The organism is Pseudomonas sp. BN414 (genome assembly GCF_029871275.1).
In the GTDB taxonomy this organism is placed as follows: Bacteria; Pseudomonadota; Gammaproteobacteria; order Pseudomonadales; family Pseudomonadaceae; genus Metapseudomonas; species Metapseudomonas resinovorans_C.
In genome coordinates, this window is the sequence record NZ_SSOL01000019.1 from 24,927 (window position 1) to 39,806 (window position 14,880).

A 14,880-nucleotide genomic window follows, 5' to 3' on the forward strand; every position below is an offset into this window, starting at 1 on the left:
CCTTCAACTGTGGGGGCGAATTCATTCGCCAAGGGTGGCGCAGCCGCCCCCTGCAATTCCCCATGGCGAACCTGCGGTCCGCTTGGCGATTGAAATCGCCCCCACAGGAAACCAGCTGCGCTCAGCGGCCTGCGGTGAGGTTTTCGCGGTACTGGCTCGGGCTCTGCCCGGTCCAACGCTTGAAGGCGCGGCTGAAGCTGCTGGTGTCGGCGAAACCGAGCAGGTAGGCGATCTCGCTGATGGAGCAACGCGGGTCACGCATATGGGCCAGCGCCAGCGCCTGACGGGTGTCGCCCAGCAGCTGCTCGTAGTTGCCCCCCTCATCCGCCAGGTGCCGCTGCAGGCTGCGCAGGCTGAGGTGCAGAGACTGGGCGATACGCTCGGCCGACGGCTCGCCATTGGGCAACTGGGCCTCCAGGCAGGCGCGCACCTTGCGCGACCAGGTGGGCTGCTGCAGCTGCTCCAGGGTGCGCTTGAGCACCGCCTCGTTGTGCTCGGCCAGTTCCGCATTGGCATCGTCCAGCGGCCGCTCGAAATCCTCGGCGGCGAATTCCAGCAGGTTTTCCTCGGCACCGAAGACCAGCGGCGCGCGGAACACCTGGTGCCAGGGCTGCGGGTCCTCCGGCTCTTGCCGCCGCAGGTGCACGGCCAGCGGCGCATAGTTGCGGCCGATGCGGTTGCGGCAGGTACGCACGTAGATCGCGGCGAAGGCGTCCACCGCTTCCGGCGCCGGCTCGATGCCGTCGTCACGCACCCGCAGGCGGAACAGGTAGCGCTCGCCGTCACGGCTGAGCTCCAGCTCCAGCGCGTCGCTGACCACCTGGTGATAACGCACGACGCGCTCGAACACTTCCCGCAGGCTGGCGCTGGCCACCAGCGCGTAGCCCAGGGCGTGGAAGGTGGTGGGGCTGACGAAGGTGGAAATATTCAGACCCAGCGCTGGGTCGCCACTGGCCTCGACTGCCAGTTGCCAGAGCCGGGTGGTGGCAGACAGGGGATAGCGTGCGTTGGGGTCGTCCATCAGCGCCGGGTCGAGCTGCGCCTGCCGGCACAGGGCGGCGCTGTCGAGGCCGAGCGCGTCCAGCTGCTTGCGCAGGGCTCGGGTCCAGCTGGCGAGGGTGGTGGGTTCGCTCATGCAGGTTGGCGTTTCCGGTCAACAGGTTGGCGTGCTCGGTCGGGCGCGGCGGCAGCCCGGAACGGCACAGTAGAACCATCTCCAATAAGAGGATGGAAGCATGTCCGCCAAGCCCGCAAGCCCCCGCTCGCTGAATGACCAACAGCGATCAGCCCATATTCGTGAAGTGGTGATGGCCCGCGGCAACGAGCTGCGCCAGCGCTACCCCCTGTTGAAGCATCAGGACGCCATCGGCGCCGGTATCCTCGCCTTCGCGCTGGCCGGCATGCTGGGCTCCGCCCTGCTCTACCTGAACGACCAGATTGCCTGGTGGGCCTGCCTGCTGCTCAACGCCTTCTTCGCCTCGCTGACCCACGAGCTGGAGCACGACCTGATCCACAGCATGTACTTCCGCAAGCGCAGGGTGCCGCACAACCTGATGATGGCGCTGGTCTGGATGGCGCGGCCGAGCACCATCAACCCCTGGGTCCGCCGCCACCTGCACCTCAACCATCACAAGGTGTCCGGTACCGAAACCGACCTTGAAGAACGCGCCATTACCAACGGCGAACCCTGGGGCCTGGCGCGCCTGCTGATGGTGGGGGACAACGTGATGTCCTCGCTGATCCGCATGGGCCGGGCCAAGACCTGGGCGCAGAAACGCAGCATCCTCTGGCGCACCCTGAAGGTCTACGCACCGCTAGCGCTGCTGAACTGGGGCACCTGGTACGTGTTCCTCGGCTTCCACGCCATCGACACCCTGGCCTGGGCCCTGAATGCGCCCATCGCCTGGTCGGCGGGCACCCTGGACGCGATGAACATCGTCAACATCGCCGTGGTGGTGCTGGTGGGACCGAACGTGCTGCGCACCTTCTGCCTGCACTTCGTCAGTTCCAACATGCACTACTACGGTGACGTCGAACTGGGCAACGTGATCCAACAGACGCAGGTGCTCAATCCCTGGTGGATGTGGCCGCTCCAGGCGTTCTGCTTCAACTTCGGCAGCACCCACGCCATCCACCATTTCGTGGTCAAGGAACCCTTCTACATCCGTCAGCTGACGGCGCCGGTGGCGCATCGGGTCATGCGCGAGATGGGCGTGCGCTTCAACGATCTCGGCACTTTCGCCCGCGCCAACCGCTGGAACCCGAAGGAGCACGCGGCCGAACAGCCGGCCCAACCCACCCTTGGATAGGGCACGGGCGACGCAACGCCGCCCCTATGATCGCGACACCGCGCGCTCCCGGGCGCGCGCCTTCCCCGAGCACAGCTGCAAGCATGAGGTAGCGGCATGAAAACCTGGATTTGTGTGGTCTGCGGCCTGATCTACGACGAAGCCAAGGGCTGGCCCGATGAGGGCATCCCCGCCGGCACCCCCTGGAACGACGTGCCGGATGACTGGATCTGCCCGGACTGCGGCGTCGGCAAGAACGACTTCGATATGCAAGAAATCTGAGAACGACGCGATTCGAGGCTCTCTCGTAGGATGGGTAGAGCGGAGCGAAACCCATCCTACAAGAGGTCAGAACCTCAGGCTCACCCGCGCCGTCACCCCGTTGTCGCGCGCGTCCTCGGCGTAGGTGCCGTTGTAGAACAGCCCGGCGTAGGCCTGCTCGGTGAGTTGGTAATCCAACCCCGCATCCAGCCTGAAGGCATCGCGGGTCAGCGCCACCGCAGCGCCACTCTCGTCTTCGATACGACTGTCGCTGAAGGCATGTCGCCAGCCGGAACTGATGCGTGCGGTAAGGCGCCGACCCGACTCAAGTTCGAGGCGCGTGGTGCCGCGCAGGCCGAAGGTGCTGTAGCCGATTTCGTCGCGCTGGCTGACGAGGGTACCCAGCGAATCGCTGTCCAGCCGCACGTAGGCCAGCTCGCTGAAACCCTCGGCACTGAAGTCGCGAAAATCCAGCGAGTAGCTGAGTTCGCCGAACACCTGACCGCTGTCCCCGTCTGCCGCGCGCCGGTCGCCGTCATGGCCACTCCAGGCCGCACCCAGCTTCACGCCGATCTGGTTGTAGATCTTGGTACCGGCGTAGGCGCCCAGATGCAGGCTGTGGATATCCGCGTCCTCGCCCGCCACCTCCACCGAACTCGCCGAGTAGCCACCCATCCCGCCCACCAGCCAGCTGCCCAGCTTGCGCTCGCTGCCCAGCAGCCCGCCGCCGATGTCCCGCTCGCGACGAGGCGCCCGGTGGTCAGCATCAGCCGAACCCTGGCTGCCGAAGGCCCGCGCCCAGGCCGGCGACTGGCCTTCGTCCAGGGGCGGTTCGCGGAAGGAAAAGCGAATCTGCTGGATGCGCTCAGAGGCAGCGTCCCGTAGGAAATGGCTGTCTTCCAGCAAGTAGGCGCGGCTGGACGCAGCCAGTGAATCGCCGAGAGCCGGCGCGCCCGGCAGCAGGACGAACAAGCCGACAGCGAAAAGATACGGCGATGGATGCTGGCCCATGCAGGGCACCTCCAGACGGGGCATGTGGATAACTCTAGCCAGATGCTGAGCAATTCAATTTCCCGAATCCACCCCCGAGTTTCTGATTTGCCGGAGATTTGCTGCGCTGGCGCAATGGCCGCCTGCACACAGAAGGAGCCTCGCCATGCGCCCATTGCTTTCTCCCGGCCTCAATGCCCACGTCTCGATGCTGCTCTGGGCATTGCTGGTGGCGCTGTCGTTCTTCGCCGCCGCCGAGGTGAGCCCGGCGCTCGACGCCCTGCCGCTCACCGCGCTGCGCCTGCTGCTGTCGGGAAGCCTGTTCCTGCCCTTCCTGCTGCTCCGCCATCCCGGTCTTCCAGGCGGGCGCGCGCTGCTGGCCCACGTGGTGCTGGGTGGCTTGCTCGCACTTTATTTCGGCAGCCTGTTCGAAGCGTTGAAACACACCAAGGCACTGGACACCGCGCTGCTGTACGTCAGCGTGCCGCTGCTGACCCTCGGCGGTGAACGCCTGCTGCTGGATAAACCGGTGCTGCAACGACTGTGGCCAACCCTGATCGCTGCGCTTGGCGCCCTGGCCCTGCTCGGCCTCGACAATGCCCACTTCGATAGCTACGGCTATTCGGTCTACGCCATTGGCTGCCTGGCCATGGCGCTCTACGCTCCCCTCAGCCAGCGTCTGAAACCCTGGCTCGGCGCCGACCGGAGCGCCGCTTCCCTGGCCTGCGGCAATCTGTTGGCGGGCGGCCTGCTACTGGCCCTGGTCAGCACCCTCGGCCAGCGCTGGGATGGGCTGCAAGGCATGACCCTGCGCGACATCGGCTGGCTGTTCTACCTGGCCCTGACCGCCACCCTGGCGACCTTCTGGCTGCTGCACCGGGCCATCCACTGGCTACCGCCGGCCACGGTGATCGCCTACAGCTACCTCAGTGGCCTGTTTGCCCTGCTGCTGCAAAGCTTCTGGCTGCACAAGGCGCCTGCGCCGCTGGCCTGGGCGGGGGCTGTACTGATCGTCCTCGGCATGCTCTGGCTGGCTCGGTTGAGCCCGGTGCGCACGGCGGCCGCCTGAGTGCTTGCCATGTCGACTGGCACGGGTTCTGATGGCGCTTCCGTCCAATGGAACCCGGCCATGCTGCTCGCGAACGGACTGCGCAAGATCGATATCCAGGACCTGCTGGTGTTTCTCGAAATCCATGAGCGGCAGCACTTGGGGGACGTGGCGGAAGTACTGAACCTCAGCGCCTCGAGCGTCAGCTACAGCCTGAAGAAACTGCGCGGCACCCTCGACGATGAACTCTTCATCGCCACCCGCAGCGGCATGCGCCCCACCCGCAAGGCAATGGCCATGCGCCCCCACGCGCGCGCCATGATCGAATTGATGAACGCCTGCTTCAGCGAGTCCCGCGCCTTCGACCCCAGCCAGGCACCGCGCACCTTCCGCCTCTGCGCGCCGGAGTATTTCGAGCTGCTGATCCTGCCGCCATTGCTGCGTCGGCTGAGCGATGCCGGCTACCCGGTCAGTCTCGACGTTCAGCGCCTGGGACGCGAAATCCCCGCAGAGGCGCTGGTTCACGGGGAACTGGACCTGGCCCTGGGCTTCGGCCCGCACCAGCACCGCGCCCATCCCGGACTGGTAAGCCTGGCGCTACTGAAAGATGACTTGCTCTGCGTACGCGCCGCCGGCACTGCGGCGGTGGATGATCTGGATGCCTTCTGTGCGCGGCGCCAGGTATTTCCCACGCCCTGGGACTCGGACCGCAACATGATCGATGGCTGGCTGCAGCAACAGGGCCGCTCGCGGCAGATCGCCGCCCGGACCAACAACTACCTGGCGGCCTTGCAACTGATCCCCGCCAGCGAGCTGCTGATGGTCATGCCGGCGCGCGTTCATGAACGCCTGGGCGACGCCCGTACCGCGACGAGCCGGCTGCCCGACTTGCCGAGCTTTTCCCTGGAACTCCTCTGGGCGCAGCCTTTCGATCAGGACCCGGCGAATGTCTGGCTGAGGGAGCAGATTCTGAGCGTCTGCGCGGAGCAGTCACTTCTGTAGGCGGTCATCCACCACTCGGCCGAGGAAACCCCGACTCGCATCCAGCACTTCGGCCTGGGTCTCTTCGCGGGCGAGCATGCGCGCCACCACCAGGGCCCCTACGCACTGGGAAATCAGCGCCCATGCCAGCTCGCCGTCTTCGAGGATTTCCGCCCAGGCGCGCTGCAACTGCAGCATCCAGTGCTCGGCCTCCTCGCGCACGGAAAGATCGGCGCGGGCGATTTCTGCCCCCAGCGCGGGGATGGCGCAGCCCGTGTCGGGGTTCTGCAGATGGGCCATGCTCAGGTAGCGGTCGAGGCAGCGCTCCAGCTTGTCGCGGCAGAAGCCTTCGCCACGAGCGACATGGCCGATCAGGCTTTGCGAAAGCTCGCGCTGGACGATGGCGGTAAAGAGGTCGTTCTTCGACGGGAAGTGGCTGTAGAAGGCGCCGCCGGTGAGACCAATGGCTTTCATCAGGCCGTCGACGCCGGTGGTGGAAAACCCGCCGCGCTTGGCAATGGCGCCACTGCTTTCCAGCAGCTTCTGCCGAGTTTCTTCCTTGTGATTGGCTGAATAACGCACGACGACCTCCGGTGGACTGGCTTGACGCGTTGGCGAGCATAGCATAACGTCCGTTTAGCTAACGATCGTTTATCAATAGATCCACGGGCGTCCACGCTTGGTGTGCAACCTGGTCCGGTTACCAGCAAGACCGCATCAACCGCAGGAAAAATGGGCGCTACCAACACCTAAAGGCAAGGGACGCGAAATGAACAAATCCGTTGAGTTCTTCTTCGATTTTGGAAGCCCGACGAGTTACCTGGCTAACACTCAGCTTCCATCGATATGCGTCGGAGCCGGTGCCCGACTGGTTTATCGCCCGGTCTTCTTGCGCACCCTCTTCGAAGCCACCGGTAACAGCTCACCCGTTCGAATCCCAGCCAAAGGCCGCTATTTGTTCAATGACTTCCAACGCTTTGCCAAGCGCTACGACGTCGCGTTGTCATTCAACCCGAGTTTTCCGATCAACACCTTGCCGCTGATACGCGGAGCCATCGCCTTGCAGCTGCAAGGTGATAAGCGCTTTACAGACTATCTGGAGGCAATGTTCCGGGCCATCTGGGTTGAGGCACGAGACCTGAACGACCCCGTTGTGATTGCCGAAACGCTGCATGAGAACGGCTTCGACCCGGAAATATTTCGAGCCAACGCGTCCAGTGAGGAGATCGACGCCTTACTAGAAGCGAATATCAATGACGCGGTAGCGCGCGGCGTGTTTGGCGTGCCAACCATGTTTGTCGGCGATGAAATGTTTTTCGGTCAAGACCGACTGGACTTCGTGTCCGAGGCCTTGGCCTGAAAAATTCCAGCAGTGGCGGCGGGTCCACACGGACTCGATCGCCGTCCATATCCGCAACAACTACCTGGAGAGCACCCACCATGGCGTCAACGGGCAACAACAAGAAAGTCGTACTGGTAATTGGTGCCGGCGACGCCACGGGCGGTGCCATCGCCCGGCGCTTTGCCCGCGAGGGATACGTCGCCTGCGTGACCCGACGCAGCGCCGACAAGCTGCAGCCGCTGGTGGATGCGATTCGCGCCGAAGGTGGCGAGGCCCACGGCTTCGCCTCCGATGCACGCAAGGAAGAGGATGTCGCGCAGCTGGTGGAAACCATCGAGCGCGACATCGGCCCGATCGAAGCCTTCGTCTTCAACATCGGTGCCAATGTGCCCTGCAGCATCCTTGAAGAAACAGCGCGCAAGTACTTCAAGATCTGGGAGATGGCCTGCTTCTCCGGCTTCCTCACCAGCCAGGCGGTCGCCCGTCGCATGGTCACCCGCGAGCGCGGCACCATCCTCTTCACCGGCGCCACTGCCGGCCTGCGCGGCGCCGCCGGGTTCCCCGCCTTTGCCGGTGCCAAGCATGGTATCCGCGCCCTCGCCCAGAGCATGGCGCGCGAGCTGGGGCCACGGGGCATCCACGTCGCCCATGTGGTGGTGGACGGCGCCATCGACACCGAATTCATCCGCGACAACTTCCCCGAGCGTTACGCGCTGAAGGATCAGGACGGCATCCTCAACCCCGACCATATCGCCGAGAACTACTGGTACCTGCACAGCCAGCCACGGGATGCCTGGACGTTTGAACTGGATCTGCGGCCCTGGATGGAGCGCTGGTGACCCCGTAGGAGCGAGCTTGCTCGCGAAATGCCCCTGCACGGCCTCGTTCGCGAGCAAGCTCGCTCGCAAAATTTCTGAGAAGGAAGAGCAAAAGAATGACCAAGACCGTGGAATTCTTCTTCGACCTCGGCAGCCCGGCCAGTTACCTGGCCTGGACCCAGTTGCCGGGGATCTGCGCCAGGACTGGCGCCACGCTGCGATACCGCCCGATGCTGCTGGGTGGTGTATTCCAGGCCACCGGCAATGCGTCGCCTGCCGCCGTTCCGGCCAAGGCCCGCCACACCATGATCGATATGCAGCGCTTCGCCCGTCGCTATGAAGTGCCGATGCACTTCAACCCCTTCTTCCCTATCAACACGCTGACGCTGATGCGCGCCGCCATCGGCGTGCAAATGCGCCAGCCGGAGCGCTTCGCAGCGTATCTGAATGCCATGTTCCGCGCGCTCTGGCAGGACAAGCGCAATCTCGGCGACCCCGCCGTGCTGGCGTCCGTCCTGCAGGAAGCCGGCTTCGATCCCCAGGCGCTGCTGGCACTGGTGGGCGATCAGGAGGTGAAGGACGCGCTCAAGGCCGCTACCGAGGAAGCGGTGAAGCGCGGCGTGTTCGGCGCGCCCACCTGCTTCGTCGGCGAGGAGATGTATTTCGGTCAGGACCGGCTGGATTTCGTCGAGGAAGCACTCGCCTGAGCTGACACCCCGAGATTCGGCAGCGACGCCAGCAGTGCGGCGTCGAGGCCGAGCATCCGCGCGGCCTTGTGTTTGGCGAGCGGCGCCGCGTCTTCGCCTTCCGGAACTTCGGCGGCCAGCTTGGCGATGTGCACGATGAGCGCGTCCTTGGAATAGACACCGCCGCCCAGCTGGTACGCGGCGGCAATCAGTTGGCGCAGTTCCAGGGGCAGGCGCCAGCGTGTGCGAAGCGCCGAACCGAATGGCGCGGCGTGGGTGCGCAGAGCCTCCTCCACCTGCTCGGTGGTCAACGCTTCGCCACCCAGGTCACGCCAACTCTGGATGCTGCGCAGTACCGCCAGATCACCCAGCAGGTGTAGCAGGCCGGCGGTGTAGCAACGGTCAACGTCCCCCTCCAGGCATCGGGCCAGCCAACGTGCCAGCTCGGCGGTGCGTTGGCATTGCTGCCAGATGCGTTCGCCATGGGGCACCAGCAGCGAGTCCTTCAAGTCGACGCTACGTTGCAACGCCAGCCCCAGGGCGAGGTTGAGGCTGTGCTGCGCCCCCAACCGACCCAGGGCCTGCTCCAGGGTCTGGCAGCTATTGCCAAGGTGCTGGCCCGCGCTGTTCGCGGCGGCAATCAACTGCCCGGTAAGCTGCGGGTCCTGAAGAAACAGCGGCTGCAGCTCGGCCAGGTCGCGTTTATGGGACTGCATGGCGTGGTCCAGCGCCTCACGCACGACCTTCAGTAACGGCGCACCGGATGAGGTTTCCCTCGCCTCGGCCAGATACTCCTCCAGGCGCTGCATGGGCGGGCTGGACGGTAGCGGGCAAGCGACCTCCTCGCCCGGCTCCAGCAGCAGGTTACGCAGGCGCTGCAACAGGTCTTCGGCATTGAAGGGCTTGGCCAGGTAGGCGGTGGGGGCCAGCGGCAAGGCGGCGCGAACGCTGGCGGCGTCCACCCGATCCGTGATCAGGAAGAAGGGTACGGGTGGATGCCGACGCTGGCGCCGGACTTCACGCAGCAGCTCCAGACCACCGATGCCCGGCAGGCCATAGTCGACGATCAGCAGATCCGGCCAGCCCGCGCGGCAATGCTCGAGCACACTCTGGCTGTCCTGCAGCACCTCGAGATGTGCGTCGCAACGCGCCTTGCGTACCAGCTCGACAAGCAGCTCGGCACTCCAGCGATCAGGGTCGGCAATCAGCACCTTGGGTGCCCTTAGGGTCTCAGCCATGCATGGCCTCGGTTATCCAGTTCCGTGCAACTCCCGGAGAAAATCCTGTACGGCTCGTACAACTGTTACGGGCACTTCAGCAGACTAGACAATGCCGGTGCCCGCGCGCCAGCCCGGACGGCGTCAGGACAGCAGGCGCGCCGGGAGACGGTCCAGCAATGCCGGATCGAGCCGCAGCAGGCGCGCCGCGCGCTCGCCCATCAGGCCTGCCGGCGCTTCGCCGTGAGGCAGGCGCAGCAGGACGGCGCAGAAATTGAGTACCAGGGCCTCGCGGGAGAACACACCAGCGCCCAGGCCGTGGAAAGCCGCCACCAGTTCGCGTAGGCCGAACGGCAGACGCCAACGGATGCGCAGGGCCGAGCCGAAGCCCGCTGCCCTTCGCTGCATCACATCCTGCAATTCTTCGTTGCCGAGGCCGCCACCGGCATCCTGCCAGTCCTGCAGGCTGCGCAGTAGGGCCAGTTCCCCCATGTTGTGCAGCAATCCGGCCGTGTAGCAGAGCTCAGCGTCCAGCTCCAGTTCGCTGGCCATCCAGTAGCCCAGCTCGGCGCTGCGCTGGGCGGCCTGCCAGACCAGGTCGGCCAGCTCCGACAGGCGCGGGTCGCGCAGCCGCGAGTTGCGCTGCAGGGCCATACCGAGGACGAGATTGAGCACACGGGTGACGCCAAGCCGCTGCATGGCCTGAGCCAGCGTCTGGCAGGGCATCCCGAGGTGTTGGGCGGCGCTGTTGGCGGCGGCGATCAGCCGCGCCGTGATCTGCGGGTCGCGGGAGAAGATTTCGTCGAGGTCGCGCAGGTCGACCTGATCGGCCTGCAGGCACTGGCTGACCGCCTCACGCACATCATCCAGCAACGGTGCGCCCTGCCCCTCTTCGCGCACGCTGTCGAGATATTCCTTGAGGCTGTTTACCAGCAGCGCAGGCACCTGCTGGCCAACGGCGGATTCACTGGCCGGCAGCAGGGTGCTGAGACGCTTGCGCAGTTTGGCGGCATTGAAGGGTTTGCCCAGGTAAGCGGAGGGTGCCAGCGGCCGCACCGCCCGCACGCTGGCGGCATCCACGCGGGCGCTGATCAGGACGAAGGGCAATGCCGGTGTGCGCGGGTGGCGGCGCAGCTGACGCAGCAGTTCGACGCCATCGATACCACCCAACTCGCCATCGGCGATCACCAGCTCCGGCAGGCGTCGCTTGCAACGCGCCAGGGCTTCGCGGCCATCGTTGACCTGAAACACCTTGGCGTCGCCACGAATATCCAGCACAAGCTGGGTAAGCAGGTCCGACGTCCACGGGTCGGCCTCGGCAATCAGGACTTCCGGGGCCTGGGCAGGGGCGGGCATGGTTACCTCGTGGCGGTTGAGTCGTCCCTGACGAACCACGCAGGACCAGGAAACAGCCCAAGAGCAGGTAGGATTCGTCTTCAGAATTGCAAGCAAGCAGTCTAAACCGGGGCCTGGGCGGAGGATAGTGGTGTAGACCAAGGTCGTGCTGCTGGATCGAGCACCCTTGCCCACTTGCTTTCACCCAGGCAAAAAAAGACCCGCCGAAGCGGGTCTCTTTTCACTACCTGGGGAATCAGGCCAGTTCGTCGAAGCACTCAGCGACAATGGCGATGCCCTTGTCCAGTTGTGCGTCGGGAATGGTGACCGGCATCAGGAAGCGGATGACGTTGTAGTAGGTGCCGCAAGACAGCAGGATCAGGCCCTTCTCGCGAGCCTTGGCCACGATCTTGCCAACCAGTTCAGCGGCCGGCTTGCTTTCGTCGCCGCCTTCGAACAGCTCGATGGCAACCATCGAACCCAGGCCACGAACGTCGCCGATGACCTTGTGCTTGGCTGCGATTTCACGCAGGCCGGCCTTCAGGCGCTCGCCTACAGCCTGGCTGCGCTCCAGCAGTTTCTCTTCGTCGAACACTTTCATCACGGCCAGGGCCGCGGCGCAGGCGATCGGGCTACCGGCATAGGTGCCGCCCAGGCCGCCGGGAGCGATGCTGTCCATGACTTCGGCCTTGCCGACGACGCCGGAGATCGGGAAGCCACCGCCAACGGATTTGGCGAAGGTGGTCAGGTCAGGCACGACGCCCAGTTGCTCGGTGGCGAAGAAGGTGCCGGTACGGCCAGCGCCAGTCTGCACTTCGTCGGCGATCAGCAGGATGCCGTGCTGGTCGCACAGGGCGCGCAGGCGCTGCATGAACGGCTTGGAGTTGACGTAGAAGCCACCTTCGCCCTGAACCGGCTCGATGATGATGGCAGCGATGTCCTGCGGCTGGGCATCGTTCTTGAAGATGCGCTCGATGCTGGCGATGGACTCGTCTTCGCTGATGCCGTGCAGTTCGCACGGAGCCAGGGCACGGAACACGCCGCCCGGCATCAGGCCCATGCCGGCGGAGTACGGAACCACCTTGCCGGTCAGGGACAGGGTCATCATGGTGCGGCCGTGGTAGGCGCCGGTGAAGGCGATCACGCCGGCACGGCCGGTGGCGCCGCGGGCGATCTTCACGGCGTTCTCAACGGCTTCGGAGCCGGAGGTCACCAGCAGGGTCTTCTTGGCGAAGTCGCCCGGTACGCGCTTGGCGATCTCTTCGCAGAGTTCGATGTAGGGCTCGTAGGCCAGTACCTGGAAGCAGGTGTGAGTCAGCTTGGTCAGCTGCTCCTGAACGGCTTCGATCACTTTCGGGTGCAGGTGGCCGGTGTTCAGTACGGCGATACCGCCAGCGAAGTCGATGTACTCGCGACCGTCGACGTCCCAGACGGTAGCGTTCTCGGCGCGCTCGGCGACGATCGGGTGGATCTGGCTAACACCGCGGGCAACGGCAGCGGCACGGCGTTTCAGCAGGGATTCGTTCTTGCTCATAAGTTCCTCACGGCCGCTCATCGGGCGGCGCAATCTCAAGGATTAATGCCCCCGGTAGGGGCCAGCGCAGCATTCGATGATCGACTGCGCGGGCTTGCCGGAGGCTCGTTTGCTTTAGGGGTGGAACTGGGGCGCCGCGCGCTCTTTCGCGCCTTGCCCCGTCTTTGGATCAGATACCGCCGAGGCAGAGATACTTGATCTCCAGGTAGTCCTCGATGCCGTATTTGGAACCTTCGCGGCCCAGGCCAGAGGCCTTCACGCCGCCGAAGGGCGCCACTTCGTTGGAGATCAGGCCGGTGTTGATACCCACCATGCCGTACTCCAGGGCCTCGGCCACGCGGAACACGCGGCCCAGGTCACGGGCGTAGAAATAGGAAGCCAGACCGAATTCGGTGTCGTTCGCCATGGCGATGACGTCGGCCTCGTCCTTGAAGCGGAACAGAGGGGCCAGCGGACCGAAGGTTTCTTCCTTGGCCACGGCGGCGTTCTTCGGTACGTCGACCAGGATGGTCGGCTCGAAGAAGGTGCCACCCAGGGCGTGCGGCTTGCCACCGGCGAGCAGCTTGGCGCCCTTGGAAACCGCATCGGCGATGTGCTCCTGGACCTTGGCCACGGCCTTCTCGTCGATCAGCGGGCCGGTGGTGATACCGGTTTCCAGGCCATTGCCGATGTTCAGCTTGGCCACGGCGGCCTTCAGCTTCTCGGCGAAGGCGTCGTAAACACCTTCCTGAATGTACAGGCGGTTGGCGCAAACGCAGGTCTGGCCATTGTTGCGGTACTTGGAGATCAGCGCGCCTTCCACGGCGGCGTCCAGGTCGGCGTCATCGAAGACGATGAAGGGTGCGTTGCCGCCCAGCTCCAGGGATACCTTCTTGATGTCCTTGGCGCATTCGGCCATCAGCTGGCGACCGATCTCGGTGGAGCCGGTGAAGGACAGCTTGCGCACCACCGGGTTGCTGGTCAGCTCGCCGCCAACTTCGCCAGCGCTACCGGTCACCACGCTCAGCACGCCTTTCGGGATGCCGGCACGCTCGGCCAGTTCGACCAGGGCCAGGGCGGAGTACGGAGTCTGGGACGCGGGCTTGATCACCATGGTGCAGCCAGCGGCCAGAGCCGGGCCGGCCTTGCGGGTGATCATCGCGGCGGGGAAGTTCCACGGGGTGATGGCAGCGGTCACACCGATCGGCTGCTTGATCACGATCAGGCGCTTGTCGGGCTGGTGGCCGGGGATCACGTCGCCATAGACGCGCTTGGCTTCTTCAGCGAACCACTCGATGAAGGAAGCGGCGTAGGCGATTTCGCCCTTGGCTTCGGCCAGCGGCTTGCCTTGCTCGATGGTCATCAGGCGGCCCAGGTCGTCCTGGTTCTCCATCAGCAGTTCGAACCAGCGACGCAGCTTGTTGGCGCGTTCCTTGGCGGTCAGCGCACGCCAGGCCGGCAGAGCACGCTCGGCAGCCTCGATGGCGCGGCGGGTCTCGGCGGTGCCCATCTTCGGCACGGTGCCGATGATTTCGCCAGTGGCCGGGTTATTGACCTTGATGGTCTGGCCGCTGTCGGCGTCCAGCCAGGTGCCGTCGATATAGGCTTGCTGGCGGAACAGCTTGGCGTCTTTCAATTGCATCTCTGTCTCCTTCACACCGGAGCTGCACGGGCACCGGGGCAGGTTGTGGTTCTTCAGCCAATGCGGGATTGGCCAGGACGGAGTGATTGGAACGGCCCGGCTTATGGAGGGGCGAGGGGGCGTTTGAAATCTCAAACGGAATCCTAGGGTGCGGAAAACTTAAGGGCAATAGCCCGTTCGATAAAATCAACAAAAAGTGGGTGCAGTTTGTCGAAATCCTGATCAAAGATGACCAGAAGCGGCACCATCGTTCAACATTGCGAACAAGGTCATGCCGCATGGACGCAAGGGTCTGACATGGGTATCATGGCGCCCCCATACGCATCCGTAGCTCAGCTGGATAGAGTACTGCCCTCCGAAGGCAGTGTTCATTGAGTTGAGAAGGGTGGACGCTAGTGGTCAAATAGGCCGTCGCAACACATACGCACCTGTAGCTCAGCTGGATAGAGTATTGCCCTCCGAAGGCAAGGGTCGTGGGTTCGAATCCCGCCAGGTGCGCCATATCTCATCGATTTTAAAGCCCTTTTTATAAAGGCCTCACCGATCAGGCTCCTGGATCGGTTCCCTACTGCAACGTGTTCTCCTCGCAGGCCGCCAGGCTGCGATGAACACTGCCCTCAGCACCATTTTTCGGCAGTTTTTCGGGCTGTGCCAATTCTGTGCCTAAACCGTGCCGCACGTTCCGACACCTGCGACTAAAAGAGTCTGCTCCTGAGCATTAGCCACGAGTCGGCACAGCTCTGGATTGGCTACTGTGGC

Annotated in this window: 14 protein-coding genes and 1 tRNA gene; 8 read left to right on the forward strand and 7 right to left on the reverse strand. The window is 64.5% G+C overall.

Annotated features, from left to right (window positions below):
• Positions 1–121: 121 nt before the first annotated feature.
• Complete coding sequence (locus E8E95_RS01180; protein ID WP_280347509.1) at positions 122–1,135, reverse strand: AraC family transcriptional regulator; 1,014 nt, start codon at positions 1,133–1,135, stop codon at positions 122–124.
• Between the two features lie 100 nt (positions 1,136–1,235).
• Between E8E95_RS01180 and E8E95_RS01185 the strand changes: the two genes are divergently transcribed.
• Together E8E95_RS01185 and E8E95_RS01190 are read left to right on the forward strand one after the other, a co-directional pair.
• Positions 1,236–2,309, forward strand: coding sequence for a fatty acid desaturase (locus E8E95_RS01185; RefSeq protein ID WP_280347511.1), 1,074 nt, complete (start codon positions 1,236–1,238; stop codon positions 2,307–2,309).
• 96 nt (positions 2,310–2,405) lie between these two features.
• Entirely contained in the window at positions 2,406–2,570 is a 165-nt protein-coding gene (locus E8E95_RS01190) for a rubredoxin (protein ID WP_077524539.1), read from the forward strand.
• A 66-nt stretch (positions 2,571–2,636) separates the two neighbouring features.
• Here the strand turns inward: E8E95_RS01190 and E8E95_RS01195 are convergent, their stop codons facing one another.
• Entirely contained in the window at positions 2,637–3,584 is a 948-nt protein-coding gene (locus tag E8E95_RS01195) for an autotransporter domain-containing protein (protein WP_280347521.1), read from the reverse strand.
• Between the two features lie 121 nt (positions 3,585–3,705).
• Here E8E95_RS01195 and E8E95_RS01200 point away from each other — a divergent pair, with 121 nt between their 5' ends.
• Positions 3,706–4,608 (forward strand): DMT family transporter, encoded by a 903-nt coding sequence (locus E8E95_RS01200; RefSeq protein ID WP_280347523.1) that lies wholly within the window; start codon positions 3,706–3,708, stop codon positions 4,606–4,608.
• Between the two features lie 60 nt (positions 4,609–4,668).
• Positions 4,669–5,589: a LysR family transcriptional regulator gene (locus tag E8E95_RS01205; protein WP_280347525.1), complete on the forward strand. Its 921-nt coding sequence runs from the start codon at positions 4,669–4,671 to the stop codon at positions 5,587–5,589.
• Here E8E95_RS01205 and E8E95_RS01210 read toward each other — a convergent pair.
• Positions 5,578–6,150: a TetR/AcrR family transcriptional regulator gene (locus E8E95_RS01210; protein ID WP_280347527.1), complete on the reverse strand. Its 573-nt coding sequence runs from the start codon at positions 6,148–6,150 to the stop codon at positions 5,578–5,580. The two genes, E8E95_RS01205 and E8E95_RS01210, sit on opposite strands and share 12 nt — an antisense overlap.
• Before the next feature lie 187 nt (positions 6,151–6,337).
• On the opposite strand from E8E95_RS01210, the gene E8E95_RS01215 reads away from it, so the two are divergent.
• The 3 genes from E8E95_RS01215 (at position 6,338) to E8E95_RS01225 (ending at position 8,435) form a co-directional block, all read left to right on the forward strand.
• Positions 6,338–6,928, forward strand: coding sequence for a 2-hydroxychromene-2-carboxylate isomerase (locus E8E95_RS01215; RefSeq protein WP_280347529.1), 591 nt, complete (start codon positions 6,338–6,340; stop codon positions 6,926–6,928).
• A gap of 80 nt (positions 6,929–7,008) precedes the next feature.
• Positions 7,009–7,749 carry an SDR family oxidoreductase gene (locus E8E95_RS01220; RefSeq protein ID WP_280347531.1) on the forward strand — a complete coding sequence of 247 codons (741 nt, stop codon included), beginning with the start codon at positions 7,009–7,011 and terminating at the stop codon, positions 7,747–7,749.
• A gap of 95 nt (positions 7,750–7,844) precedes the next feature.
• Positions 7,845–8,435 carry a 2-hydroxychromene-2-carboxylate isomerase gene (locus E8E95_RS01225; protein WP_280347533.1) on the forward strand — a complete coding sequence of 197 codons (591 nt, stop codon included), beginning with the start codon at positions 7,845–7,847 and terminating at the stop codon, positions 8,433–8,435.
• Here the strand turns inward: E8E95_RS01225 and E8E95_RS01230 are convergent.
• The 4 genes from E8E95_RS01230 to gabD all read right to left on the reverse strand — a co-directional run bounded on the left by E8E95_RS01230 (position 8,396) and on the right by gabD (position 14,121).
• Complete coding sequence (locus E8E95_RS01230) at positions 8,396–9,652, reverse strand: HDOD domain-containing protein (protein ID WP_280347534.1); 1,257 nt, start codon at positions 9,650–9,652, stop codon at positions 8,396–8,398. The genes E8E95_RS01225 and E8E95_RS01230 overlap by 40 nt on opposite strands.
• A gap of 123 nt (positions 9,653–9,775) precedes the next feature.
• Positions 9,776–10,987 carry an HDOD domain-containing protein gene (locus E8E95_RS01235; protein ID WP_280347535.1) on the reverse strand — a complete coding sequence of 404 codons (1,212 nt, stop codon included), beginning with the start codon at positions 10,985–10,987 and terminating at the stop codon, positions 9,776–9,778.
• A gap of 235 nt (positions 10,988–11,222) precedes the next feature.
• Positions 11,223–12,500 (reverse strand): 4-aminobutyrate--2-oxoglutarate transaminase, encoded by a 1,278-nt coding sequence (gabT, locus tag E8E95_RS01240; protein WP_077524532.1) that lies wholly within the window; start codon positions 12,498–12,500, stop codon positions 11,223–11,225.
• Positions 12,501–12,669: 169 nt separating this feature from the next.
• Positions 12,670–14,121 (reverse strand): NADP-dependent succinate-semialdehyde dehydrogenase, encoded by a 1,452-nt coding sequence (gene gabD, locus E8E95_RS01245; RefSeq protein WP_280347538.1) that lies wholly within the window; start codon positions 14,119–14,121, stop codon positions 12,670–12,672.
• Positions 14,122–14,545: 424 nt separating this feature from the next.
• Between gabD and E8E95_RS01250 the strand changes: the two genes are divergently transcribed.
• A tRNA-Arg gene (locus E8E95_RS01250) sits at positions 14,546–14,622 on the forward strand.
• Positions 14,623–14,880: the final 258 nt, after the last annotated feature.

Bases quoted from the DNA above. Each gene is read 5' to 3' on its own strand.
- E8E95_RS01235 (WP_280347535.1), bottom strand. From the start codon at position 10,987: ATGCCCGCCCCTGCCCAGGCCCCGGAAGTCCTGATTGCCGAGGCCGAC.
- gabT (WP_077524532.1), bottom strand. From the start codon at position 12,500: ATGAGCAAGAACGAATCCCTGCTGAAACGCCGTGCCGCTGCCGTTGCC.
- E8E95_RS01180 (WP_280347509.1), bottom strand. From the start codon at position 1,135: ATGAGCGAACCCACCACCCTCGCCAGCTGGACCCGAGCCCTGCGCAAG.
- E8E95_RS01215 (WP_280347529.1), top strand. From the start codon at position 6,338: ATGAACAAATCCGTTGAGTTCTTCTTCGATTTTGGAAGCCCGACGAGT.
- gabD (WP_280347538.1), bottom strand. From the start codon at position 14,121: ATGCAATTGAAAGACGCCAAGCTGTTCCGCCAGCAAGCCTATATCGAC.
- E8E95_RS01195 (WP_280347521.1), bottom strand. From the start codon at position 3,584: ATGCCCCGTCTGGAGGTGCCCTGCATGGGCCAGCATCCATCGCCGTAT.
- E8E95_RS01230 (WP_280347534.1), bottom strand. From the start codon at position 9,652: ATGGCTGAGACCCTAAGGGCACCCAAGGTGCTGATTGCCGACCCTGAT.
- E8E95_RS01200 (WP_280347523.1), top strand. From the start codon at position 3,706: ATGCGCCCATTGCTTTCTCCCGGCCTCAATGCCCACGTCTCGATGCTG.
- E8E95_RS01205 (WP_280347525.1), top strand. From the start codon at position 4,669: ATGCTGCTCGCGAACGGACTGCGCAAGATCGATATCCAGGACCTGCTG.
- E8E95_RS01190 (WP_077524539.1), top strand. From the start codon at position 2,406: ATGAAAACCTGGATTTGTGTGGTCTGCGGCCTGATCTACGACGAAGCC.
- E8E95_RS01225 (WP_280347533.1), top strand. From the start codon at position 7,845: ATGACCAAGACCGTGGAATTCTTCTTCGACCTCGGCAGCCCGGCCAGT.
- E8E95_RS01220 (WP_280347531.1), top strand. From the start codon at position 7,009: ATGGCGTCAACGGGCAACAACAAGAAAGTCGTACTGGTAATTGGTGCC.
- E8E95_RS01185 (WP_280347511.1), top strand. From the start codon at position 1,236: ATGTCCGCCAAGCCCGCAAGCCCCCGCTCGCTGAATGACCAACAGCGA.